Here is a 22,611-nt window from a genome sequence, read left to right as displayed (position 1 = left end):
TCATGCGTTTATGCTAGCAAGGCCTTCTTTTACTTTCGCTAAAATTGCTTCACATTGGCTCACTAATGACGAAGGGAAGCTTTCGCCCTCTCCATATTCTACACCATGTGGATAATAATGTTTGCCAAGTAGCGGCTTCATTAACTTAATGACTGCATGGCGACCGCCAACATCCCCTTCAATCGCATAGCCTTGCACACGTAAATAAAACACATCGCTTTTAATCTCGAATTTGCGGTCATATGTGACACGGTCGTAATCCCATTGACCTGCACGCACGAAGCCGAGGCTTTCCATGAGTTCGTCTAAACGTGTTAATGGCGCTGTTTGATTTTCAATACCTGTATTTTCAAAGCGCATCGTTCATATCCCCCTTATGTAAAATAAAACATTCCTCCATTAATAATAGTACGAAAGCGCATAACTTTCAATGACGAGCTTCATAATTGTTCCGATTTTGGTGAAACTAATGTGCGAAAGGAGAGATGCATATGCCAAAAGTAAAAGAGATGATGACGACAGAAGTCGAATGTTGCACGCCGCTCGACAATATGTACGAAGCAGCGGTCAAAATGCGCGATTATAACGTCGGTGCCATTCCAATTACAGATGGAAATCGGCTCATTGGTATTGTGACGGACCGCGATTTAGTCGTGCGCGGCATTGCCGAGAAAAAGCCCGGTTCAACAGCTGTCACAGAAGTGATGAGTGAACAGCTTGTGACGATTTCACCGGACGCTTCTGTCACCGAGGCGGCTCGTTTAATGGCGAAACATCAAATTCGCCGCTTACCTGTTGTCGAAGGGGATACGCTTGTCGGAATGATGTCGCTTGGTGATTTAGCGATCCATGAAGCAAGCGACGAACAAGCCGGCGAAGCATTAACAGAAATATCACAATACCATTAATAAGAAAAGCGCAAAGCGCCCCCATTTCGCCTAAAGGCAGCCCGCGTCCTGCGGGCAACGGCGAAATGTCGCCATCCTTGGCTCCACGAAGAGCGCATAAGCCCCACCGAGGAGAGCTCGAACCAAGCGATCGATTGGTTCTGCGTGGGTAACATCACTGAAGTATCTCAGTGTGTTGCCGCCGAAAGAAGGGGCGGAGCGACTCGAGCCGATGGCGCTTGGAGCTAGACAGCTGTCTGAATCCGAAACTTTACACTTCCTTAAATTATGCAAAAAAGAGGCTATGTTTTCGCATAGCCTTATTTTTTAGTGTTGCGACATAGGCAAGCTGTATATAATGGAAGTATATACAACAACTGAGGGAGAATGATGCATGCGTTGGATAGTGGCTCTTATATTTATTTTTATGATCATTTTTTATTTTTCACCAACAAACGAACAAGCCCCATTAAACGATACGTCGATCATGAGTGAACAAGCGAGCGAAAAAATCGTTTCAGAAGGGCTCGGTACATGGATTGGAAAAACAGAAGAAGAAGTAAAACAAACGTTCGGACAACCTGCTCGTATCGATCCGTCCGCTTACGGCTACGTCTGGTGGGTGTATAACGACCCGAAAACGTATATGCAAGTCGGTATACTTGATGGACGAGTCGTCACCATTTATGCGTGCGGACCTGAAGTAAACGTCGCTCCATTTCAATTAAATCGCTCCATTAACGACTTATTGCAAACGATGCCGCTCCACGATACAATTCATGTGCAACTTGACGATGGGGTATATCGCTTCCAACTCACTGAAGAAGATTTAATGATTCAACCGCTTCTTTCGTTTGGCGATGCATATGTACAGTTATATATTGACCGTTTTACCGGCCATTTATCAAGCGTTCGCTGGATCGATGGGGAGACGTTAGTGAAGCTTCACCCGTACGAATTGGAATATCGTGGACCGCTGCCGGAAGTAGCACTTGATGAAATGATGGAAAAACAAGTGGAACAAGCGAATGCGAAACAAATTTTTGATATAACGAACGTAATGCGTGCACGTCATGGTGTCCCCCCATTGACATGGGATGAGCGCGTGGCGCAAGTGGCATATGAACATAGTAAAGATATGGCAGAAAACAATTTTTTTGCGCACGAATCCCCAACAACCGGCGATTTACAAAAACGGCTTACAAAAGCAAACATTCCATTTGAAGTCGCAGGAGAAAACATTGCGGCAGAATATATTGATGCACCTGCTGTTGTCGAAGCGTGGTTAAATAGTCGAAGCCATCGCCAAACGTTGTTAAATGAAGAATTGACGCATTTAGGAGTAGGCGTGTATAAGCGGCATTATACACAAAACTTTATTCGTCCTTTTTTCCAACCAAAATAGGCGCACCTATTGGTCATTCGGTCGTAATATATGGTAGGCAAACAAACTAGAAAGGAGCGACCGATATGTCCATTGAACAATTTAAACAGTTTGTGAAAAAACATCCGAAACTCATTGAAGAGGTGCGCCAAGGAAAAAAAACGTGGAAAGAGCTATATAACGATTGGTACGTATTTGGAGAGGACGATGATATGTGGGATGAGTATCGGTTCACAGCGGAGAAAGATGAACAAGGAGCTCTCGTCCAAAAGTTAGCGAGCTATTTAAAACATCTTGACGTGAATGAGCTTCAAACGTACATTACAAACGTTCAACAAGCGATCGCGTCCATTCAAGAAGTCGTCCGTCAAATGCAACATACAAAAAAAGACCCGTTTTCGTTTCGAAAAGATTAAGGAGATCACGAATGAGAAAAGATGTGTACGAATATATTGCCGCAAAGCCGAAGCTTCATCAATTTTTGCGTGAACAGCCGTCATGGTATCGACGGCTAGCGAGACGACCGATGGATATAAAAGAAATGGAAAAAGAGGCACGCCAATATTATAAACAAACGTTGCCACATAAAGTCGAACAAGTCGTCCAAACGATTGAAATGGCAAAAATGATGATGGCGATGATGAAACTGATGAAGGACACTCATAATTAAACGAGAAACGCAAACACTATCACTACGAAAGGATGGTGAACGTGTTGCGCTTCTTTTTTTTATGTATCGCGCTATTGTTTTCCACGTATATGAACGATCATGATACCGTTTTTGCTGAACAAAAGCAAACGTTATTTGTCAAACATCATGTCAAAGGGAATAACGTATTTGTTGAATGTATCGTTGATCAATTTACGTTTACAAAAGGAACGCATCCGAAAAAAAGCGGACAAGGACGCATTCACATTTATGTGAATGGCAAAAGGGTGAGCGAAACGACAACGGCCGCGTTCGTTATTCGCGGTTTGCCTGTCGGGAAACATACGATTCGACTAGAACTTGTGCATAACGATGCAAGTAAGTACCACGTTTCGCACGAATTTACGGTAACGATTCCATAAGTCTGGGGCGACCAGACTTATTTGTTTTGTGGAGAAAATCGTGTTATGATACGGTTGTGGAGGTGTTGCTCGTGCTTGTAGCAACGATCGAACGATTGCAGTTGTTAGATGTTGCTGAACAACTTGGCAAAATGATTGTCGAATCAGACGTGGCGGAGGAATATCGTCGCTGTTTTTATCATATGCAACAAGATGAGAAAGCGCAGCAGCTCATTCATCGTTTCGTTCAATTAAAAGAACGATACGAAGACGTGCAGCGCTTTGGGAAATATCATCCAGACTACAAAGAAGTAACAAAACAAGTGCGCGAGGCAAAGCGTGAATTAGATGTATACGGTCCGATTGCCGCGTTTAAACGGGCGGAGAAAGAGATGCAGTCGCTTTTAGATGAAATTAGCACGATGATCGGTCGGGCGGTATCTGAAAACATTAAAGTGCCGACCGGAAATCCGTATTTTGACTCTTTATCTTGCGGTGGAGGATGCGGATCTGGCGGAGCGTGCGGCTGTCGGACGAAATGATAAAAGGGGGGATGGGCGCATGTTTCCAATGCGTCAAGGCATTATCGTTTGGCTTTATTCGTTAAAACATAGCAAACAATTACGAAAATACGGAAACGTTCATTACGTATCGAAACGATTAAAATATGCTGTTTTATATTGCAATATGGAAGAAGCGGAAGGCGTGATGAAAAAACTCGCTTCTTTACCGTTTGTGAAACGAGTGGAGCCGTCTTACCGCCCGTATGTCAAAGTCGAATTCGAATCGAAAGCAGATAAAGAAAAAGAATATGAATACGGAATATAAAAGGATGTCCACGCGTGACATCCTTTCGCTTTTCTTATTGTAGAGGCGGAATGAACCGATTCATGCGCATAATGCCGATTAAATGTTGATAGTACAATTGTAAGTCAGCAAAAAAAGTTGATGGCTTTACATCTAAATGAATAATTTCTTGATTCAATTCTTTCGCTAAATCGAGGAACAATTCATATCGTTTTGTCACTTTGACAGACGGATGTGGAATGCCTTCGCGGCAAATGTATAACGGTTGAAAATCACCTGGATCGGTCGGATGAAGCACAACGACGAACGATGTGAGCGCTTTCCCGTCTTTCATCGTATGAAAGGCGAACAAACCAGATAAGCGGTGACGGTTTGATTTCGCGATTTCGATGAGCTCATAAATATCAGAATATCCTTCTCCTAGTTCAATAAAACGTTGAATCATCTGTTCATTCCCTCACTTTATATGTATTCCATCATTACTTTATCACGTTCAACTTTTTTCGACAATTAGTGAAAACGGTGTATGACAACGGAATGAAATTTTGCTATTGTTATAATATAAACTGCTAATGAAGGAGCCATTGTATGTGGAGAATAGCTTTCATTTCAACGCTCCTTTTCCTTGGAGTTAGCGCAGGAGCTTTATATTATCAATGGGACGAATATCATACGGAAGCGACAAAACAATCGGTGCTCCAGCATGACATTGAAGCAAAATTTACCGGAAAAACGATTGAAGTCGTTCATCATATACGCGGGGCTGTCACGAACACATACGAAGTAACTGTGCCAAAAGAAGTGAAAAATGTTTCGTGTGTAAAACAAAAACAATGCGTGAAACAAAAAAACGGAAAGACGATCATCCATGTGCCAAATACACATACGATTTCCCTCACTTATCGTGTGACGGTTGCGCAAAAAGAGCCGCTTTTCATAAAAGAATGGCTCATTCGTTTTCATACGACACAACCGCAACAAATGAATATATCGCTCACCGATGTCGTTCATCCGAAAGGGATATGGGCGGCGGACGGAAAGCTCGTTGGCTACGTATATAAACCGTCTTTTTCGTTTTTTATGTGGGAGAAAAAAGGGGGACAAACCGTTCCCCTCTATTTTCAAACGAAGCCGTTGCGCACATCGTTTGATGAAAATGTTAGCATCTACACAACAAAGCCATTAAACGATGCCGAGCGATCATTTTGGAGGCAAAACGGTGTGCAGACGCTCGTCGTCACCCCATTTCGTCTTCAGTACATGACGCCGACGTTCGTCATTATATCGGAGACGTCTTCTTTTTCCGACGTGCAGCGCGCTTACGTTCGCGTGCAGCTAGAGCAACGGTTTCCAAATAGCGCTGTCCCCGAATGGATATGGGATTTGCTCGTTTCGTATATGACGAAAACAGAACCGGTCACAAAACAGGCAAAACGTGCGTCGCAACAATTGAAACAAACGTTAACGAAAGAAGAACAACAAACGTTTTGGACGCTCGTTCAAACGAGCGATGGTCAATCGTTAACGATGAAAAAGTTAGATGAATGGCTAGGAAAGGCGTATGGGGGGAATACGACGTTTTTCCAAAATGAGGAGCCGTACATGACATTTACGGAACGAAAAATGCTCGTCGTCAATGAAGTAAAATTGCCGACAGCTCATGTGTTATTAAAAGATGGTCAACAGCTGTTTCCGTTCGTTCCGATTATGCGCACGCTTGGCTATACTGTTCAACGTTCGGGAGAAGCCGTATTTATTGAAAAAGATGGAGCACGTTGGCGCTTTTTTATCAACGGCACGAAGACGGTCGTTCAACAGTGGAACGGAACGTTATACATGGAGCGAACTGAATTTCCAAAATGGTTTTCCGTCTACATTAGTGAAACGAGCGAAGAAATACGTGTGATTGGTCAATAAGGCAAAAAAAAATGCCCTGTGGCATATGCCGCAGGGACCCTTCCATTCTTTTTCGGACGAGCCGAAAAAGAGAAGGAAAAAAGGGAGAGGAGAAACCGGAGGAAGAACTTATGGGGAACGTAAGTCTTCTCCGTGGTTGGCAACAACATCATTAACGATGTTGTTACTATGAGTATAACCATTGTTTTGCATTGTATACGTAATTATCATATTTTTTCCTTCTATCGTTCATCTTTTGGACGGTTATGTTATGATCATAAAAGCGAGGTGAAAGATGATGCGAGTCATATCAGGGAAATGTAAAGGCAAACCGCTCCAAGCTGTGCCGGGGATGACGACGCGCCCGACGACAGATAAAGTAAAAGAAGCAATCTTTAATATGATCGGTCCGTATTTTTCAGGAGGGCTTGGGCTCGATTTATTCGGTGGAAGCGGTGGACTCGGTATTGAAGCGCTCAGTCGCGGTTTAGATCGCGTCATTTTCGTTGACCATGACGCGAAAGCCGTTCAAACGATAAAAAAGAACGTCACCGCTTGTCGCCTAACAGATCAAGCGGAAATTTATCGCAACGATGCTGAACGAGCATTAAAAGCAATCATAAAACGGGGCTTGACGTTTCATCTCATTTTTCTTGATCCACCTTATAAAAATAAGCAGCTTGAAGCGCTCATTGCGATCATCGATAGTCATCAACTGTTACAGAAAGATGGCTTTGTCGTCGCTGAGCACGGAGCGGAAGGACAACTCGCCAAACAAATTGGACGCTTAACGCAAGTAAAACATGAAACGTATGGCATCACCGCTGTATCGATTTACGCCTATGTCGATGAGGAAGGAGAATAAATATGGCAAGCATCGCAGTATGCCCAGGGAGTTTTGATCCTGTCACATACGGGCATTTAGATATTATTCGCCGCGGGGCAAAAGTGTTTGACAAAGTATATGTTGTCGTATTAAACAATTCATCGAAAAAACCGTTATTTTCCGCAGAAGAGCGGGTGCAACTGCTCAAGGAAGTGACGAAAGATTTACATAACGTCGTAGTCGACTCTTATCAAGGACTGCTTGTCGACTATGCGAAAAGTAAACAGGCGAGCGCGATTTTGCGCGGGTTGCGTGCCGTCTCCGATTTTGAATACGAAATGCAAATCACATCGATGAACCGCATCTTAAACGAACAAATCGAAACGTTTTTTATGATGACGAACAACCAATACTCTTTTTTAAGTTCAAGCATCGTAAAAGAAGTGGCGAAATATAACGGCAACATTTCCGAGCTCGTACCAAAAGTTGTGGAAGAAGCGCTTCGGAAAAAGTTTTCTGATGCAAAAAACCACCTTTAAGCAGGTGGTTTTTCACGTCGAAAAGCGATGGCGACATATAACAAACATGCTGTTGCGGTAATCATAAAGCCGTATTGCTCGATCCAATGTATGTATAATACAGGCCAATCGATCGTCGCTTTCGGAAGCCATACCGGTAACGTTTCTGCCGATTCAAGCGGCTGAACGTATAGCGGCTTCCAAAGCATTGAAGCGAAAAAAGCAGCAAATAACCCGTGAAATATGCGGGCGATGAAAAACGGTTGAAAGCGAATATTTGCTTCCGCTAAAATGCTCGCTACTTGTGCTTGTACCGAAAAACCGCCAAAAGCGAGAATAAAGCTTGTAATAATCACTTTTTCCAACAATGTCGCATTTGTTGCTTCGCTCGCCATTTGGCTGCCGAGCGTAATTTCAAACACCCCTGCGATGAATGGAACACTTAATTCGCGCGGCAAATGAAAAATGGCTAGCACGTATTGCACAACATGGGCAAGCATGTCGGTCATATTTGTCACATAAAGCAATCGATTGAAAACAGAAAATAAAATAATAAACCCGCCGATCATAAAAAGCGTTTGAATGGAAGAGCGGACGGCATCTCCGAGCAGTTTTCCGATCGCTTGGTTATTTTTTAAGCGCGTTTCATGCATCGCGCGGAACGCTTGACGGAAAATGCCCTTTTTTTGTTTTTGGACAACATATTCTTCGTCTTTTCCGTGAAAGCGCATGATCAATCCGACGCAAATGTTGCCAAGATAATGAGATAAAGCAAGAACGATACCGATGTTCGGATTATGAAAAAAACCGACCGAAATCGCACCAAAAATAAAGAGCGGATTAGACGAGTTTGTAAACGAAACGAGCCGTTCTGCTTCAATGGCGGAAAGTTGTTGTTGCTGTCTTAAGCGCGCGGTCAGCTTTGCGCCAGCAGGGTAGCCGGAAGCCATCCCCATCGCCCAAACGAACCCGCCGATGCCCGGCACTTTAAAAAGCGGACGCATGAATGGTTCAAGCAATACACCGAGAAAATGAACGACACCAAATCCAATTAAAATTTCTGATACAATAAAAAAAGGGAGAAGGGAAGGGAAGACGACATCCCACCACATATGCAATCCGCGCACTGCTGCTTCAAACGACTGTTGTGGATAGCGGAGCAATGCAATACATAAACAAATAATTATAGACGATAGCATCAACGTTTTCCATTTTTCTTTCATCGTTCGTTGGCCTCCTCATTCGCCGATCGTGCTCGTTTTAATATACGAGTATATGTGGACATTTTAGACCATAGTATTGAACAGGGAAGGGGGAACATGAATGAAAATCGGGTTAGCCTTAGGCTCCGGCGGGGCGCGCGGCTTTGCGCATGCGGGGGTCATTAAAGTGTTAGAAGAAGAAAATATCCCGATTCATATGATCGCAGGAAGCAGCATGGGCGCCCTCGTTGGAGCGTTATATGCATCGGGGATGTCAACGGAACGATTATATCGGTTAGCGACGGCTTTTCGACGCAACGATTATATTGATTGGACAGTGCCGAAAATGGGGTTAATTTCAGGGGCACATATTAAGCAGTTCATCGCTGTCGTGACAAAACAAATGCGAATCGAACATACTCGTATTCCGTTAGCGATTGTCGCAACGGATTTACAAAAAGGGGAAAAAGTTGTGTTTCGCGAAGGAAAAATAGCAGATGCGGTGCGGGCAAGCATTTCGATTCCCGGCATTTTTGTACCGGAGCGATGGAACGGACGGTTGCTCGTCGATGGCGGAGTGATCGACCGCGTGCCAGCCACCGTCGTTCGTGAAATGGGTGCTGACGTTGTCATCGCTGTCGATGTCGCTTCCGTCAAAAAGAACGATACGATTTCATCAATTTTCGATGTCATTTTACAAAGTTTAGACATTATTCAAGCTGAACTTGCTTCTCACCGCATCGCCCAAGCGGATATCGTCATTCGTCCGCAACTAGAACGTTATAGTTCGTATGCATTTACCCATGCAAAAGAAATGATTCAAATCGGTGAAGAAGCGGCGCGGCAACAGCTTCCAGCTATCCGTCAACTGCTTGCAGAGAAGGGGTTTGAGCAATGAAGAAAAAACGCTATATTGCAACGACAATCATGATCGCACTACTATTCGTTTTTGCTACGTTTTTCCACTTGCCGTATTACGTCACGATGCCTGGAACGGCTGAACCGTTGCGTCCGCTCGTTGAAGTCGAAGGCGGCTATAAAGAAAAAGGAAAATTTATGTTAACGACCGTTCGAATGGGGCAGGCAAACGTTTTTTCATTTGCGTTTGCGCACATCAGTAAATATAACGAACTATATCGGATGGATGAAGTGCGTCAAGAAGGGGAAAACGACGAAGAATATGCGCATCGGCAATTAAAAATGATGGAAAATTCAAAAGAAACGGCGATTGCTGTTGCATATAAAAAAGCAAATCGATCGTTTTCGTATCGAAATAAAGGAGTATACGTGCTTTACGTCGTTGACGGCATGCCCGCGGCAAACGTCTTGAAAAGCGGCGATCAATTAGTGGCCATTGACGGACAACGAATTGAAGAAGCCGATGCGTTTATTCAATACGTAAGCGGAAAGAAAAAAGGGGATCGCGTTCGTGTCACATATAAGCGAGCGGGGAAAGAAAAAACGGCGACATTGACGCTCGCACCGTTTCCGAAAGAAAAAAATCGCGTCGGTCTCGGTGTTTCGGTCATGACTGATCGCGATATTGTGACCGATCCACCTGTTCGCATTGAATCGGATGAAATTGGTGGACCGTCAGCTGGTTTGATGTTTGCGCTCGAAGTGTACAACCAACTCATTCCTGAAGATTTGACAAAAGGTTATCGCATTGCTGGGACAGGAACGATTAACATCGACGGAGAAGTCGGACCGATCGGCGGCATTTCTCAAAAAGTGATCGCAGCCCATAAAGCAGGCGCGGACATTTTTTTCGCTCCGAACGAACGCGGAGCGAAACATTCAAATTATAAAGAAGCGGTGAAAACGGCAAAAGACATCGGAACGAAGATGAAAATTGTCCCTGTCGATACGTTCGATGATGCTGTTCAATTTTTACAAAAGTTATCGTAACGGAGGTGTGGCGTATTCACGTTGCAACGCTTCCGTTCGAAGCGGCTCAGGCAATATACACATATATGCTTGCGCCGCTTTTTTTTCGATATGATATACAGCATCATTTTGTATATGTTTTACGTTTGTGACGATCGGCAATGTTGTTTGTTTTTTCACTTTTCGTACATACGCTCTCCCTATTTCATTCATCGCTAGTAGTCGAATGTACGTCGCACGCTTATTTTTATGCGCTTTTGCCATTTCTTTTTTCGTGACGTTCGTCAATATGTGCGTACATATGCGTTGCAACCGCGTCCACGTATATCGTTTCGTTTTGATCGCCGAAAGAAAACCGTGAAACGATGTCGCATGTGCAATCGCCTTTTGCAACCGATGTTCAATTCCTTCTTCGACTTCAGCGATGTAACGAATGTCATCTGGCTCCATCGTCAATAAACGATATTTGAGAAGCGGAAAATATGTTTCCCAATCGTGCCATGTCGTATATGTATGACGGTACGCTTGTAACGTGTCGTATGTCGTTTTAGGAACGTAGCGTGCGACATCGTCATGACCGGATTGTAAAAAACGGCGAATGCTTGTGGCGCTCGCAATGCTTTCATTTACAGGTAGCGTCTCATCGTGATAATGGGCTACCGTTCGTTGAATCGTCTCCGGTGTCATTTTGCTTTGTTGTTCGATAATTGCTTTGACGTAATGAAATCCTAAAATGTTGTTTGGTTGCGACATATCAAGTATATCGTGACCGATATCATTCAGCGCTAAAGCGCATGCTTTCGCATAGCTCATCCCTTGTTTCATATAATGTTTCACTTTTTCGTCATGTTGCTCTTTTTCATTTGTCAGCAATTGAGCGGTTTTGATAAACGCATCGATGTTTCCGTGTTCGCTCCCGAAACATACTTGTTCGCAAAAAAGCGCATCGAGAATCGAAATGGCACCATGAGCGAACGATTCGGCCGTTTGTACCGCAAACGGATAAGGAAGTTCGACGACGAGATCGACACCGCCTGCAAGCGCCATGCGAGCCCGTTCCCATTTTGGCACGATGGCTGGTTCTCCTCGTTGTGTAAACGAGCTGCTCATGACGGCGATGACGCAATCCGCCTTCGTTTTTTTTCGCGTTTGTTGCACATGATATAAATGCCCGTTATGAAACGGATTGTATTCTACCACGATGCCGACCGCTTTCATTTGTCGTCCACCTTTCTTTTTTGTTTAAAACGTGATACAGTGAGTATAAATCGATTATAATGGAAGTAGTGTAAAGAAAAAATATTGACAAAACGGGTGTTCAAACGTATAATTTTCTTTGTTGTCTTGAGGTGATTATCATTGAGATGGTCTATTCATCAACTTCATCAGTTGCAGCATAAAGGGCTGACGATTGACGAAATGGCCGATGTGTCCGAGTTAAAACAAGTGGACGCTTCCATTCGCGACATTTCTCCTGTTCATATTTCTGGACGGGCAGATATAAGCGCGAAAAAATTTACGTTCCACTTAACGATCGAGGGAACGATGAAGCTTCCTTGTTCCCGTACGCTCGTGGACGTATCGTATCCATTCGCGATCGAAAGCACAGAAACGTTTTTTCTAAACGACTATGACGCAACGGATGAAGAGTCGCACATTGTTCAAGGAGAAGCGATCGACTTAATGCCGATCATTAAAGAACTTATTCTTCTTGAAATTCCGATGCAAGTGTTTAGCGAGCAGCCGGATCATCCCGATGCCGTTCCGCAATCAGGAAAAGATTGGGCGGTCATTTCGGAAGAAGAACATGAAAATAAAATCGATCCGCGCCTTGCGAAGCTAGCGAAGTTTTTCGAAAACAAACACGAATCTTAAGGGAAGATCCGGAACTACACCGGCCTCCATATTCGCCTAAATCTCTTTAAGGAGGTGGAAATGATGGCAGTACCTTTTAGAAGAACATCGAAAATGAAAAAGAGACTACGTCGTACGCACTTCAAATTGCGCGTACCTGGTATGGTAGAATGCCCAAACTGCGGTGAAATGAAACTTGCTCATCGCGTATGTAAAGTTTGTGGAACATACAAAGGAAAAGACGTTGTAAACAAATAAGAGAAGCGTAAGGGTCGTTCCCTTGCGCTTTTCTTTTTTAAAAGGAAAAAAGCATAAAAAAGCGAATAAACATGATGTACATACAATAAAGGGGAGAGGGAAGATGATTGAAAAACAACATGGGATCGTTTGGTTTACGATTTGTCGTCCGACAAGACGAAATGCGATTGATTATGCGGTCATGGATGAACTTGAACAGGCGCTTCAGCTCGTCGAATGCGATGATGAAGCGAAAGTGCTCGTCATTACTGGCGAAGGGGAAGAAGCGTTTTGCGCTGGTGGGGACTTACAAGTATTTCATCAGCTGACGACAAAAGAGGAAGCGCATGCGATGCTATGGAAAATGGGAAACATTTTATATCGATTATTGACGTTACCGAAGCCAACGGTTGCGCTTATAAACGGTAAAGCGATCGGCGGAGGTTGTGAATTGGCGACAGCGTGTGATTTTCGCTTCGCCCGTGCCGGTGCCCGCCTTGGATTTGTCCAAGCGAATTTAGCCATTACAACAGGCTGGGGCGGCGCAGCAATGTTATTTGAAAAAATGGCGTACGACAAAGCGCTCGATTTATTGTTACATGCGCAAACGATCACAGCCGAGGAGGCAGAACGCATCGGTTTCGTTCACCGCATTTTTGCTGACTCGTTGCGCGAACGATGCGAAAAACAATTACGTTGTTATACGAATAAACCGACTGCGGTATTGCGCGCCTATAAAGAAGCAGCGGTCGGACGTTGGAAAACAGAGGAGTTTCGCCAACGCTTTTTCGCTGAAATTGAACGATGTGCGTATTTATGGGAAAGCGAAGAGCACGATCGAGCGGTGCAATCATTTTTAGCAAAACGAAACAAATAATCTTCTATCTTCTCTATTAGCTGCATACGCATATAGTAAATGCAGCGAGGAGGGATAGAAATGATGCGTCAAGATGCGTGGACAGAAGAAGAAGATATGTTGCTTGCAGAAACGGTGTTAGCTTTTGTGAGAGAAGGTGGCACACAATTACGAGCGTTTGAAGAAGTAGGGAAAAAACTATCGCGAACGGCAGCGGCTTGCGGATTTCGTTGGAACGCATACGTGCGCAAGCGATATGAAGAGGAACTAGAGCTTGCCAAACAGCAGCGGAAAAAGAAAAAAGAGCCGCAAACGCCCGAGCGCGATATGACGTTACAAGATGTCATTTCTTTTTTACAAACGTTGCAACAGCGTGGAGAAGGGCAACAAGAAATTGAACGATTGCGAGAGCAAGTATGGACGCTTCAAAAAGAAAAAGAAGCGCTTGAAAAACAACTGCAAGCGGTGCAACAAGAATATCAAGTCGTCATGCACATTTTAGAGCGCGCCCGCCAATTGTCTGTGTAGTAGCTGATAGACGACAGCTACTTTTTTTTATACAATAAAACATAGTAAGAAAAGAGGAGGACGTGCGGTGCGCATTGGAATTGTAGGGGGCGGAGCAGTTGGGTTGTTGACCGCAGCTTATTTTTGTGGCGACCATGACGTCACGATTTATACACGTCGAAATGAGCAAGCAGAAAAGCTATGCACCCATGGGCTGACGGTTATATGCGGAAACGAACGGACGACGCATCGCGTACATGCCGAACCGTTTGTTCGTGAAATCGAAGAAGAGATGTTGTTTATCGCAGTGAAACAATACGATTTAGCAAACATATTGCAAACGCGCATACATATGCTCCAAGCAAACGCGATCATGTTTTTACAAAACGGCATGGGACATGTGTCGTATTTGCCGCATGTGCCGCATCATCATATTGCGCTCGCTGTCGTCGAACATGGTGCCTTAAAAATCGATGATACGACCGTTTCTCATACCGGTGTCGGTCAAACGAAATGGAGCGTATGGCGTGGGGAAAAAGAAGCGTTTTCGTTTTTATCATCGACAAACAATCGCTTTCCGTTTCAATATGTCGACGATTGGGAAGCGATGTTGCTTGAAAAATTAATGGTAAACGTAGCGATTAATCCGCTCACCGCTTTATTGCGCGTCCCAAACGGCATGTTAGTGACACATGAGCCGTATCGACAAGCGATGAAGCAGTTGTTTCAAGAAGTGGCGTCCGTTTTTCAACTCGAACAACGAGAACGTATATGGAAACATATTGAAACGGTCTGTCGTCAAACAGCTGCCAATCGTTCATCGATGTTGCGTGACATCGAGTCAGGGCGAAAGACGGAATTAGATGCGATTTTACGTTATGTAATCGAGCGGGCGAACGAGCGAGGCGTCCCAGCGCCAATTAGTACATTTTTATATGCGCTTGTGAAAGGGAAACAATTAGAGGGGGAGAAGGAGAGATGAAAGATATACTCGCCTCTTTCATTGCGATCATGATTGTCATGCCGTTTTTTTCGTTTTTTTTTATATTTACGCTCGCAAAAACCGTGTTTAAGCGGAAAGGAAAGCGTGCGTTTCATCTCGCGGTGAACGGCTCGACCATTTTTTTTATTTTCGCTGTTCACGTCTTATTGCAAGCGATTTTTCAACGATCGTATATCGTTGAACTGCTTATTTTTTTTATCGTTACATTTATGATTGGGATCGTTTTATATTGGAAAAAAACTGGCGATGTATCGTTACAACGAACGTTTAAATTGTATTGGAAAATGCAATTTTTATTATTTACAACCGCTTATATTGGATTGTTCATATATGGGATTATTCATCGTGTCATGATCGCATTTTCATCATGAATGGGAAAGGAAGTTTACAATGGAAGTCATCGAGCTGTCGTTACCAGCAACAAACCGTTTAGCAACGGAATATATCGAGGGGAAGTCTCCAGTCAGCGAAGCGTTTCACTCTTATTCGTTTGAACAACGTTTGCGTGAATTGCAAAAACGAACGTATGCTCGTGAAGCGCTTGCGGATCATTTATTAACGTATCATCAAAAGTTTCAAGCAAGTCGTGAAACGATCGCAAACATTGAAAAACTACGTCAGCGAGAAAGTGTCGTTGTCATCGGCGGACAACAAGCAGGGCTTTTAACCGGACCGTTATATACGATATATAAAATCATTTCGATTATCGTATTAGCAAAGCAACAAGAGAAACAGCTTGGCGTTCCTGTCGTGCCAATATTTTGGGTGGCTTCTGAAGACCATGATATTTCAGAAATAAATTATGTACATATCGCTGAACATGGAAAAGTAAAAAAATATGTATATCCGCCATTAGCGAAAGAAAAGCGAATGGCTGCTCATATTGATATCGATGCGGATGCGTTGAAGCATTGGATTGACGATGTGTTAAAAACGTATGGCGAGACGGACGTGACAAACGAGTTGCGCGCATACATACATGAATGTATCACGCGATCCGATACGGTGACGGACTTTTTTGTGGCAATCATTTTAACGTTGTTTGCGAAAGAAGGCATCGTCGTCGTTGATGCCGCTCATCCGCAGCTTCGGGCGATCGAGCGCGAATGGTTTATGACGCTTGCTTATGAACATAAAGCGATTACAAACGCCCTTCAAACCCAACAACGACACCTTGCACAACTAGGCTATGCACGAGCCATTGATGTCTCGCCATTGTGCGCTCATTTGTTTTACGATGACGGTCAACGTCGGTTATTATATTACGACGATGACAAGCAACATTTTTACACGAAAGATGGGGCATATCGTTTTACGCCAGATGAATTAAGACAACGAATTGAAAGCGAACCGCAATCATTTAGCAACAACGTCGTCACACGACCGCTTATGCAAGAGTGGCTATTTCCGACGCTTGCTTTTATTGCTGGTCCGGGCGAAATCGCTTATTGGGCAGAGTTAAAACGCGTGTTTGAGCATTTTCATTGGCATATGCCGCCCATTGTACCGCGCCTTTCTTTCACGCTTGTTGAGCGCCATATTGCTACCGATTTAGCGGATGTGCGCATGACGGTAGAAGAGGCGTTAACAAAAGGGACGAAGGAGGCGCTAGACACATGGGTGCGCACAAATCAACCTGCCCCATTCGATGAAACGTTTGATGAAGCGAAAAAACAAATGGCGCACATTCATAAACAACTGCGTCAACTCGGCATGCAAATTGATCCTCACCTTGAGGGAGTGATGTTGAAAAATGCCGAACGGATCGAGACACAAATCGATTATCTTCAACAATTGATTACACGACGCATGTTGCAAAAACATAATGTGCACGTGCGCAAATATGAGCGCATTGAACTGTCGCTTCGCCCGAACAATATGCCACAAGAACGCGTCTGGAACATCACTTACTATATGAATCGCTATGGATTAGACTTTGTTTCCCGCCTTCTTCATGTCGATTATCGTTGGAACGGGATGCATAAAATTGTATATCTTTAACTATTTTCGTCGATAAAAAAATCCTGTCGCGCACAGGATTTTTTTTATGTACAATAGAATAGTTCGGAAGTAAGTAGTGAATTTAGTGAAATGATGGTACAATACAATTGTACTCATTTTCTTATAAAGCAAGTGGAATCGAGGTAGGTGACATCGTTGTTTCATCACGTAACGGTATTATTAAAAGAAACGGTTGACGGATTAAATATTAAAAAAGACGGTACATATGTAGATTGTACGCTCGGTGGAGCTGGACATAGCGAATATTTATTATCGCAATTATCGCCAGAAGGAAGATTGTTCGCCTTCGATCAAGACGATGTAGCGATCCGTCATGCACAACAAAAACTTGAACGATATAGCGGTCAGTTTACGATTATTAAAAGCAACTTTCGCTATATGAAACAACAGCTAGCCCTTTACGGTGTGCATGAAGTAGACGGCATTTTGTTTGATCTTGGCGTATCATCTCCGCAGTTAGATATGCCAGAGCGGGGATTTAGTTATCAACATGAAGCGCCGCTTGATATGCGCATGGACCGCGAGCAAACGTTAACGGCGTATGATGTCGTGAACACATGGCCGTATGAGCAGCTTGTAAAAATTTTTTTCCAATATGGCGAAGAAAAGTTTTCAAAAGCGATCGCTCGTAAAATTGAGCAAACGCGCAAGCAAAAGCCGATTGAAACGACGACCGAGCTCGCCGAAATCATTAAAGAAGCCATTCCGGCACCGGCGCGCCGAACGGGAGGACATCCGGCAAAACGGGTGTTTCAAGCGATTCGCATCGCGGTCAACGACGAGTTGCGCGCGTTTGAAGAAGCGATTGAACAAGCGATCGACTTACTCAAACCCGGAGGGCGAATTAGCGTCATTACGTTCCATTCGCTTGAAGACCGCATTTGTAAGGTTGCGTTTAAACAAGCAAGTGAAACGCCGCACTTGCCGCCGGGATTGCCGATCATTCCCGATGAATATAAGCCGAAATTAAAAATCATTACAAAAAAACCGATCGTCCCGTCAGAAGAAGAATTACAACATAATCATCGCGCACGATCTGCGAAGTTACGCATCGCTGAAAAACTGTAAAAAGGAGGAGAAAAAAGGATGGCTGCTGTTCGTATACAACAAAAAGTACAACAACGCGAACAACATGTGCAACGCGAGCCGAAGAAGAAAAAGGCACAGCGGGGCATACGTTGGACGTTCGGGGAAAAAATCGTGTTTGTTTCGTTTCTTGCCTTTGCGTTATATAGTAGCGTCACGATCATCTCTAACCAGTTCACGATTTATCATGTCAATAAAGAAGTGCAACAGTTGCAAGCGGACATTCAAGAGCAACAAAAACAAAACCGCGATTTATACGCACAAGTGCAAGAGTTAAGCACGTATGAGCGCATTTTAGCGAAAGCGAAAGAACTTGGTTTGACATTAAACGAAAACAACGTAAAAGTTGTGCAGGACTGATGCCAAATGAGAAAGCATAAACATACGCATAGAGGAGCAGCTATATGGTTCATTTTTTTTAGCTTGCTCTTTTTTACATTGTTTGGGCGTTTCGTTTATTTACAAGCAACAGGCGAAGTGGATGGAAGAGTGTTAGCTGATGAAGCGAAAAACCGTTATTTAAAAAAGCAAGCGCTTGAAGCGAAGCGAGGAACGATTTTTGATCGGCACGGTGAAGTGATCGCAGAAGACATTCCTTCTTACACGGTCGCTGCCGTTCTTGATCCGAACATGCCGCAACACGTGACCGACCCGGAAGAAACAGCCCGTAAACTAGCCCCGCTATTAAAGATGGATGTAGCAGATGTAGAGCGCATTTTGAAAAAAAAGGCGCATCAAGTCGAGTTCGGCCCGAACGGTCGCGGCATTAGCCAAACGCTTAAGCGGAAAATTGAGGCGTTGCAGCTTCCAGGCATTACGTTTGTACGCGATTCAAAACGATTTTATCCGAACGGTACGTTCGCATCATACGTTGTCGGTTATGCCCAAAAAGATGAGAAAAAGAAAGAAGTTGTCGGAAAAATGGGCATTGAAAAACAGTTCAATGAACAGTTAAAAGAAAAAGATGGCAAGGTCTATTATAAAGGTGACCAACAAGGGTTTAAGCTGCCTCATTCAGATGAAACCATCGTTCCACCGAAAAACGGAAAAGACGTATATTTGACGATTGATAAAAAAATCCAAACGTTTTTAGAAGATGCGATGAATGCGGTGGAAAAACAATATGCTCCGAAAAAAATGATCGCCATTGTGGCAGATGCGAAAACAGGGGCGATTTTGGCGATGAGCACTCGCCCAAGCTTTAATCCGAACAAACGAAATATTGAAAACTATTTAAACGATGCCATTGCATATCCGTACGAACCGGGATCGACAATGAAAATTTTTACGCTTGCTGCTGCGGTGAATGAAGGGGTGTTTCAAGCGAATGAGACGTATCAATCCGGTTCTTATCAAGTCGGAAGTCACCGCATTCGCGACCATAATAAAGTCGGTTGGGGGAAAATTACGTTTCTTGAAGGGGTGCAACGTTCATCAAACGTGGCATTCGCAAAAATTGTGCGCGAAAAACTAGGAGAAGATCGCTTTTTACAATATTTGCATCGCTTCCATTTTAACGAGCCGACAGGCATTGAATTGCCGGGCGAAAAAGTCGGAAACATTTTATATCGTTATCCGATTGAAAAAGTGACGACAGGTTTCGGCCAAGGAACATCGGTGACACCGATCCAACAAATTCAAGCGGCTACGGCGATCGCAAACGGCGGAAAAATGATGAAACCGTACGTTGTCGATCGCATCGTTGATCCAGACAGCGGGAAAACGGTTGTAAAACATGAACCGACCGTTGTCGATACACCGATTTCAAAAGAAACAGCGGAAAAAGTGTTAGATATTTTAGAAACGGTTGTCACATCTGAAAACGGAACAGGGCGCCCGTACCAAATTGAAGGATATCGCGTAGCAGGAAAAACAGGAACGGCGCAAATTCCAGATCCGAAAGGCGGATATTTAACAGGGCATCAAAACTATATCTTCTCGTTTTTAGGCATGGCACCGCGCGAAAATCCGCGTTTAATTATGTATGTCGCTGTGCAACAACCAAACATTTCATATACGGAAACGGGAGCGGCGCCCGTATCGATGATTTTTAATCCTGTCATGAAAAATAGTTTACAATATTTAAACATTCAACCGACTGTTCAGAAAAAGAGGGAGAAAAAAGATAAAAGCATCGCTCTTCCTTCGTATGTCGGTCAATCGGTTGAACAAGCGGCACAGTCGTTGAAAAAACAAGGATTCAATGTCACGATCATCGGCAAAGGAAAAGAAGTGCGTGCGCAGTTTCCGAAAGCAGGGGAACACGTCGTTGCGCCAGATCGCATTTTGTTGCAAACGGACGGACACGCTATGATGCCAGATGTGACTGGCTGGTCGTTGCGCGATGTCATGAAGCTAGCTGACTTGTTGCAGTTGAAGCCAAGCTTTATCGGAAGCGGCTACGTATTTCGCCAAAATATCGCTCCGGGAGCGGTTGTGAAACAACACGACTATATCATTGTCGAGCTTGCGAAGCCGTCACATATCGATGAAAAACAACAAGAAGACTCCGAACAACAAGTAGACGGTCCGGTCGATTAGTTCTATATAGAGCGGTACAAGCATATAGTGGAACGAGCTGAAACATAGTAAGGAGGTTCCGCTATATGCGTGCAGTGACCGTTCGAAAACGATTAACGGCCGTCTTGTTGATCGGATTTCTTATTTTTGCGATTATTGATATACGTCTCGGTTATGTGCAATTCGTTTTAGGAGATATGTTAACGGAACGAGCGAAAGATTTATGGAGCCGAAATATTCCGTTTGAGCCTGAGCGCGGAGAAATCGTCGATCGCAACGGGGTGCCGTTAGCGACAAACGTGAGCGCCCCGTCTGTGCTCGTCGTTCCAAGACAAATAGAAAATCCATCTGAAGTCGCGAATGAACTGGCACGCATATTAAATATGCCGGTCGAAAAAGCATATAAACATGTGACGAAAAAAACGTCCATTGAACGCATTCATCCAGAAGGGCGAAAAATTTCAAATGAGCAAGCCAAACAAATTCGCGATTTAGGGATGAAAGGGGTATACATTGCGGAAGACTCGAAACGTTACTATCCGTTTGGAAGCTATTTATCGCACGTACTCGGATTTGCAGGCATTGACAACCAAGGATTAATGGGTCTTGAACTATATTACGATAAACAACTAAGCGGCAAACCGGGGTCGGTCCAATTTTATTCCGATGCAAAAGGAAAGCGCATGCCGGGAATGGCGGATGCATACACGCCACCTGTGGACGGTCTCGATTTAAAATTAACGATCGATACGCGTGTCCAAACGATTTTAGAACGGGAGCTAAGCATCGCCGAAGCGACATATCGCCCAGATGGCATCATTGCGATTGCGATGAACCCGAACAACGGAGAAATTTTAGGGATGGCCAGCCGTCCGACGTTTGACCCTGCCGATTTTCAACACGTTCCTCCTGAAATTTTTAACCGCAATTTACCGATTTGGAGCACGTATGAACCGGGATCGACGTTTAAAATTATTACGCTTGCTGCGGCATTAGAAGAAAAAAAAGTTGATTTATTGAAAGAACATTTTTACGATCCGGGATATGTGAAAGTAGCTGGGGCGACGCTCCATTGTTGGAAGCGTGGTGGTCATGGCGATCAAACGTTTCTTGAAGTTGTGCAAAACTCGTGCAACCCGGGATTCGTTGAACTCGGCGATCGACTAGGCAAAGATAAACTATTTCAATATATTCGCGCGTTCGGTTTCGGTGAAAAAACAGGCATCGATTTGCAAGGAGAAGGGAAAGGCATTTTGTTTCCGCTCCATCGCGTCGGACCGGTCGAACAAGCGACGACAGCTTTCGGTCAAGGGGTAGCTGTTACACCGATTCAACAAGTGGCAGCGGTCGCAGCGGCAGTAAACGGTGGCATTTTATATCAACCGTACATTGCAAAAGAATGGCTCGATCCGGTCACAGGAGAGGTTGTGAGCCGTCAAACGCCGAAAGCAAAACGGAGAGTTATTTCCGAGGAAACGTCAAAGCAAATTCGTTATGCGCTCGAAAGCGTTGTCGCACAAGGAACAGGTAAGGGAGCGTTTGTCGATGGTTATCGCGTTGGCGGTAAAACAGGTACGGCACAAAAAGCGAAAGATGGTCAATATTTAAAAGATAACCATATCGTTTCATTTATCGGCTTTGCTCCGGCGGATGATCCGCAAATTGTTGTATATGTCGCTGTCGACAATCCGAAAGGAACGGTGCAGTTTGGGGGCGTCGTCGCCGCTCCGATTGTTGGAAATGTTATGGAAGATAGTTTACGTGCACTCGGGGTAAAACCGCGTAAACAACAAATTGAAAAAGAAACGACGTGGCTCGATGCGCGCTATGTCGAAGTGCCAAATTTAATCGGTTTAACAAAAAAAGATTTGCAACAACAGCTTTTTCACTTAAAATTAGATGGTAGTGGCGAAGGTGATACGGTCATTGAACAGGCGCCGAAGCCTGGAGTCAAAGTAAAAGAAGGAGCGACGATCCGGATTTATTTTGGAACGAAACGGTAAAGCCTAGAGGAAGTATCCTCATGGCTTCTTTTTCTGTTTATATAAGAAAAAAGAAAGGGACGATCG

Annotated in this window: 27 protein-coding genes; 23 read left to right on the top strand and 4 right to left on the bottom strand. The window is 44.1% G+C overall.

Features of this window, described 5'->3' with window-relative positions:
- A complete protein-coding gene (locus tag ES017_RS01070; RefSeq protein WP_042533782.1) occupies window positions 1-360 on the bottom strand; it encodes a YugN family protein in 360 nt (119 codons plus the stop codon).
- A 131-nt stretch (window positions 361-491) separates the two neighbouring features.
- Here ES017_RS01070 and ES017_RS01065 point away from each other — a divergent pair, with 131 nt between their 5' ends.
- The 7 genes from ES017_RS01065 (at window position 492) to ES017_RS01035 (ending at window position 4,149) form a co-directional block, all read left to right on the top strand.
- The gene (locus tag ES017_RS01065) at window positions 492-908 is read left to right on the top strand and encodes a CBS domain-containing protein (protein ID WP_009373488.1); all 417 of its coding nucleotides are present in this window, start codon (window positions 492-494) and stop codon (window positions 906-908) included.
- Between the two features lie 373 nt (window positions 909-1,281).
- Entirely contained in the window at window positions 1,282-2,292 is a 1,011-nt protein-coding gene (locus ES017_RS01060) for a CAP domain-containing protein (RefSeq protein WP_021096018.1), read from the top strand.
- A 65-nt stretch (window positions 2,293-2,357) separates the two neighbouring features.
- Window positions 2,358-2,687 (top strand): YlbD family protein, encoded by a 330-nt coding sequence (locus ES017_RS01055; RefSeq protein ID WP_042533785.1) that lies wholly within the window; start codon window positions 2,358-2,360, stop codon window positions 2,685-2,687.
- 11 nt (window positions 2,688-2,698) lie between these two features.
- Complete coding sequence (locus ES017_RS01050; protein WP_042533787.1) at window positions 2,699-2,941, top strand: YlbE-like family protein; 243 nt, start codon at window positions 2,699-2,701, stop codon at window positions 2,939-2,941.
- A gap of 32 nt (window positions 2,942-2,973) precedes the next feature.
- Window positions 2,974-3,342 carry a hypothetical protein gene (locus ES017_RS01045; protein WP_216367379.1) on the top strand — a complete coding sequence of 123 codons (369 nt, stop codon included), beginning with the start codon at window positions 2,974-2,976 and terminating at the stop codon, window positions 3,340-3,342.
- Window positions 3,343-3,413: 71 nt separating this feature from the next.
- On the top strand, window positions 3,414-3,863 hold the full coding sequence (locus ES017_RS01040; protein ID WP_042533790.1) for a YlbF/YmcA family competence regulator: 450 nt from the start codon (window positions 3,414-3,416) through the stop codon (window positions 3,861-3,863).
- A gap of 19 nt (window positions 3,864-3,882) precedes the next feature.
- On the top strand, window positions 3,883-4,149 hold the full coding sequence (locus ES017_RS01035; RefSeq protein WP_042533792.1) for a YlbG family protein: 267 nt from the start codon (window positions 3,883-3,885) through the stop codon (window positions 4,147-4,149).
- Window positions 4,150-4,183: 34 nt separating this feature from the next.
- Here ES017_RS01035 and ES017_RS01030 read toward each other — a convergent pair whose 3' ends face one another.
- On the bottom strand, window positions 4,184-4,573 hold the full coding sequence (locus ES017_RS01030) for a DUF7147 family protein (protein WP_009373497.1): 390 nt from the start codon (window positions 4,571-4,573) through the stop codon (window positions 4,184-4,186).
- 143 nt (window positions 4,574-4,716) lie between these two features.
- Here ES017_RS01030 and ES017_RS01025 point away from each other — a divergent pair, with 143 nt between their 5' ends.
- The 3 genes from ES017_RS01025 (at window position 4,717) to coaD (ending at window position 7,389) form a co-directional block, all read left to right on the top strand.
- Window positions 4,717-6,045 (top strand): hypothetical protein, encoded by a 1,329-nt coding sequence (locus tag ES017_RS01025; protein WP_042533794.1) that lies wholly within the window; start codon window positions 4,717-4,719, stop codon window positions 6,043-6,045.
- A 277-nt stretch (window positions 6,046-6,322) separates the two neighbouring features.
- On the top strand, window positions 6,323-6,889 hold the full coding sequence (gene rsmD, locus ES017_RS01020; RefSeq protein ID WP_021094855.1) for a 16S rRNA (guanine(966)-N(2))-methyltransferase RsmD: 567 nt from the start codon (window positions 6,323-6,325) through the stop codon (window positions 6,887-6,889).
- A gap of 2 nt (window positions 6,890-6,891) precedes the next feature.
- The gene (gene coaD, locus ES017_RS01015) at window positions 6,892-7,389 is read left to right on the top strand and encodes a pantetheine-phosphate adenylyltransferase (RefSeq protein ID WP_021094856.1); all 498 of its coding nucleotides are present in this window, start codon (window positions 6,892-6,894) and stop codon (window positions 7,387-7,389) included.
- Here the strand turns inward: coaD and ylbJ are convergent.
- Window positions 7,386-8,591, bottom strand: coding sequence for a sporulation integral membrane protein YlbJ (gene ylbJ / locus ES017_RS01010; RefSeq protein WP_021094857.1), 1,206 nt, complete (start codon window positions 8,589-8,591; stop codon window positions 7,386-7,388). The genes coaD and ylbJ overlap by 4 nt on opposite strands.
- A gap of 100 nt (window positions 8,592-8,691) precedes the next feature.
- On the opposite strand from ylbJ, the gene ES017_RS01005 reads away from it, so the two are divergent.
- Together ES017_RS01005 and ES017_RS01000 are read left to right on the top strand one after the other, a co-directional pair.
- Window positions 8,692-9,468, top strand: coding sequence for a patatin-like phospholipase family protein (locus tag ES017_RS01005; RefSeq protein ID WP_021094858.1), 777 nt, complete (start codon window positions 8,692-8,694; stop codon window positions 9,466-9,468).
- A complete protein-coding gene (locus tag ES017_RS01000; RefSeq protein ID WP_021094859.1) occupies window positions 9,465-10,478 on the top strand; it encodes a SepM family pheromone-processing serine protease in 1,014 nt (337 codons plus the stop codon). The genes ES017_RS01005 and ES017_RS01000 overlap by 4 nt, the downstream gene beginning before the upstream one ends.
- Here ES017_RS01000 and ES017_RS00995 read toward each other — a convergent pair.
- A complete protein-coding gene (locus ES017_RS00995; RefSeq protein ID WP_021094860.1) occupies window positions 10,470-11,675 on the bottom strand; it encodes a nucleotidyltransferase in 1,206 nt (401 codons plus the stop codon). The two genes, ES017_RS01000 and ES017_RS00995, sit on opposite strands and share 9 nt — an antisense overlap.
- A gap of 141 nt (window positions 11,676-11,816) precedes the next feature.
- On the opposite strand from ES017_RS00995, the gene ES017_RS00990 reads away from it, so the two are divergent.
- From ES017_RS00990 to ES017_RS00940, 11 genes are all read left to right on the top strand, one after another.
- Entirely contained in the window at window positions 11,817-12,332 is a 516-nt protein-coding gene (locus tag ES017_RS00990; protein WP_021094861.1) for a YceD family protein, read from the top strand.
- 63 nt (window positions 12,333-12,395) lie between these two features.
- The gene (rpmF, locus tag ES017_RS00985) at window positions 12,396-12,569 is read left to right on the top strand and encodes a 50S ribosomal protein L32 (protein ID WP_003395111.1); all 174 of its coding nucleotides are present in this window, start codon (window positions 12,396-12,398) and stop codon (window positions 12,567-12,569) included.
- 103 nt (window positions 12,570-12,672) lie between these two features.
- Entirely contained in the window at window positions 12,673-13,425 is a 753-nt protein-coding gene (locus tag ES017_RS00980) for an enoyl-CoA hydratase/isomerase family protein (RefSeq protein ID WP_021094862.1), read from the top strand.
- A gap of 60 nt (window positions 13,426-13,485) precedes the next feature.
- On the top strand, window positions 13,486-13,932 hold the full coding sequence (locus tag ES017_RS00975; protein WP_216367377.1) for an RsfA family transcriptional regulator: 447 nt from the start codon (window positions 13,486-13,488) through the stop codon (window positions 13,930-13,932).
- A gap of 67 nt (window positions 13,933-13,999) precedes the next feature.
- Entirely contained in the window at window positions 14,000-14,893 is an 894-nt protein-coding gene (locus tag ES017_RS00970) for a 2-dehydropantoate 2-reductase (protein ID WP_021094864.1), read from the top strand.
- On the top strand, window positions 14,890-15,285 hold the full coding sequence (locus ES017_RS00965; protein ID WP_021094865.1) for a DUF3397 domain-containing protein: 396 nt from the start codon (window positions 14,890-14,892) through the stop codon (window positions 15,283-15,285). The genes ES017_RS00970 and ES017_RS00965 overlap by 4 nt, the downstream gene beginning before the upstream one ends.
- Before the next feature lie 19 nt (window positions 15,286-15,304).
- On the top strand, window positions 15,305-16,915 hold the full coding sequence (gene bshC / locus ES017_RS00960) for a bacillithiol biosynthesis cysteine-adding enzyme BshC (protein WP_171334618.1): 1,611 nt from the start codon (window positions 15,305-15,307) through the stop codon (window positions 16,913-16,915).
- Between the two features lie 156 nt (window positions 16,916-17,071).
- A complete protein-coding gene (gene rsmH / locus ES017_RS00955; RefSeq protein ID WP_035065988.1) occupies window positions 17,072-18,004 on the top strand; it encodes a 16S rRNA (cytosine(1402)-N(4))-methyltransferase RsmH in 933 nt (310 codons plus the stop codon).
- Window positions 18,005-18,022: 18 nt separating this feature from the next.
- Complete coding sequence (ftsL, locus tag ES017_RS00950) at window positions 18,023-18,382, top strand: cell division protein FtsL (protein ID WP_171334617.1); 360 nt, start codon at window positions 18,023-18,025, stop codon at window positions 18,380-18,382.
- A 6-nt stretch (window positions 18,383-18,388) separates the two neighbouring features.
- On the top strand, window positions 18,389-20,563 hold the full coding sequence (locus tag ES017_RS00945; RefSeq protein WP_171334616.1) for a penicillin-binding protein: 2,175 nt from the start codon (window positions 18,389-18,391) through the stop codon (window positions 20,561-20,563).
- A gap of 65 nt (window positions 20,564-20,628) precedes the next feature.
- A complete protein-coding gene (locus ES017_RS00940; protein ID WP_171334615.1) occupies window positions 20,629-22,545 on the top strand; it encodes a stage V sporulation protein D in 1,917 nt (638 codons plus the stop codon).
- The last annotated feature ends 66 nt before the right edge of the window (window positions 22,546-22,611 follow it).

The organism is Anoxybacillus sp. EFIL (assembly GCF_013096955.1).
GTDB classification, from domain to species: Bacteria; Bacillota; Bacilli; order Bacillales; family Anoxybacillaceae; genus Anoxybacillus; species Anoxybacillus ayderensis.
The sequence above is the reverse complement of the archived record's forward strand: the minus strand, read 5'-3'. Positions and strand labels throughout refer to the sequence as shown.

Bases quoted from the DNA above. Each gene is read 5' to 3' on its own strand.
- bshC (WP_171334618.1), top strand. From the start codon at position 15,305: ATGGAAGTCATCGAGCTGTCGTTACCAGCAACAAACCGTTTAGCAACG.
- coaD (WP_021094856.1), top strand. From the start codon at position 6,892: ATGGCAAGCATCGCAGTATGCCCAGGGAGTTTTGATCCTGTCACATAC.
- ES017_RS00945 (WP_171334616.1), top strand. From the start codon at position 18,389: ATGAGAAAGCATAAACATACGCATAGAGGAGCAGCTATATGGTTCATT.
- ftsL (WP_171334617.1), top strand. From the start codon at position 18,023: ATGGCTGCTGTTCGTATACAACAAAAAGTACAACAACGCGAACAACAT.
- ES017_RS00965 (WP_021094865.1), top strand. From the start codon at position 14,890: ATGAAAGATATACTCGCCTCTTTCATTGCGATCATGATTGTCATGCCG.
- ES017_RS01045 (WP_216367379.1), top strand. From the start codon at position 2,974: ATGGTGAACGTGTTGCGCTTCTTTTTTTTATGTATCGCGCTATTGTTT.
- ES017_RS01025 (WP_042533794.1), top strand. From the start codon at position 4,717: ATGTGGAGAATAGCTTTCATTTCAACGCTCCTTTTCCTTGGAGTTAGC.
- rpmF (WP_003395111.1), top strand. From the start codon at position 12,396: ATGGCAGTACCTTTTAGAAGAACATCGAAAATGAAAAAGAGACTACGT.
- ylbJ (WP_021094857.1), bottom strand. From the start codon at position 8,591: ATGAAAGAAAAATGGAAAACGTTGATGCTATCGTCTATAATTATTTGT.
- ES017_RS01000 (WP_021094859.1), top strand. From the start codon at position 9,465: ATGAAGAAAAAACGCTATATTGCAACGACAATCATGATCGCACTACTA.
- ES017_RS00980 (WP_021094862.1), top strand. From the start codon at position 12,673: ATGATTGAAAAACAACATGGGATCGTTTGGTTTACGATTTGTCGTCCG.
- ES017_RS01050 (WP_042533787.1), top strand. From the start codon at position 2,699: ATGAGAAAAGATGTGTACGAATATATTGCCGCAAAGCCGAAGCTTCAT.
- rsmD (WP_021094855.1), top strand. From the start codon at position 6,323: ATGCGAGTCATATCAGGGAAATGTAAAGGCAAACCGCTCCAAGCTGTG.
- ES017_RS01055 (WP_042533785.1), top strand. From the start codon at position 2,358: ATGTCCATTGAACAATTTAAACAGTTTGTGAAAAAACATCCGAAACTC.
- ES017_RS00995 (WP_021094860.1), bottom strand. From the start codon at position 11,675: ATGAAAGCGGTCGGCATCGTGGTAGAATACAATCCGTTTCATAACGGG.
- ES017_RS01035 (WP_042533792.1), top strand. From the start codon at position 3,883: ATGTTTCCAATGCGTCAAGGCATTATCGTTTGGCTTTATTCGTTAAAA.
- ES017_RS00975 (WP_216367377.1), top strand. From the start codon at position 13,486: ATGATGCGTCAAGATGCGTGGACAGAAGAAGAAGATATGTTGCTTGCA.
- ES017_RS01005 (WP_021094858.1), top strand. From the start codon at position 8,692: ATGAAAATCGGGTTAGCCTTAGGCTCCGGCGGGGCGCGCGGCTTTGCG.
- ES017_RS01060 (WP_021096018.1), top strand. From the start codon at position 1,282: ATGCGTTGGATAGTGGCTCTTATATTTATTTTTATGATCATTTTTTAT.
- ES017_RS01030 (WP_009373497.1), bottom strand. From the start codon at position 4,573: ATGATTCAACGTTTTATTGAACTAGGAGAAGGATATTCTGATATTTAT.
- ES017_RS01065 (WP_009373488.1), top strand. From the start codon at position 492: ATGCCAAAAGTAAAAGAGATGATGACGACAGAAGTCGAATGTTGCACG.
- ES017_RS00940 (WP_171334615.1), top strand. From the start codon at position 20,629: ATGCGTGCAGTGACCGTTCGAAAACGATTAACGGCCGTCTTGTTGATC.
- ES017_RS01070 (WP_042533782.1), bottom strand. From the start codon at position 360: ATGCGCTTTGAAAATACAGGTATTGAAAATCAAACAGCGCCATTAACA.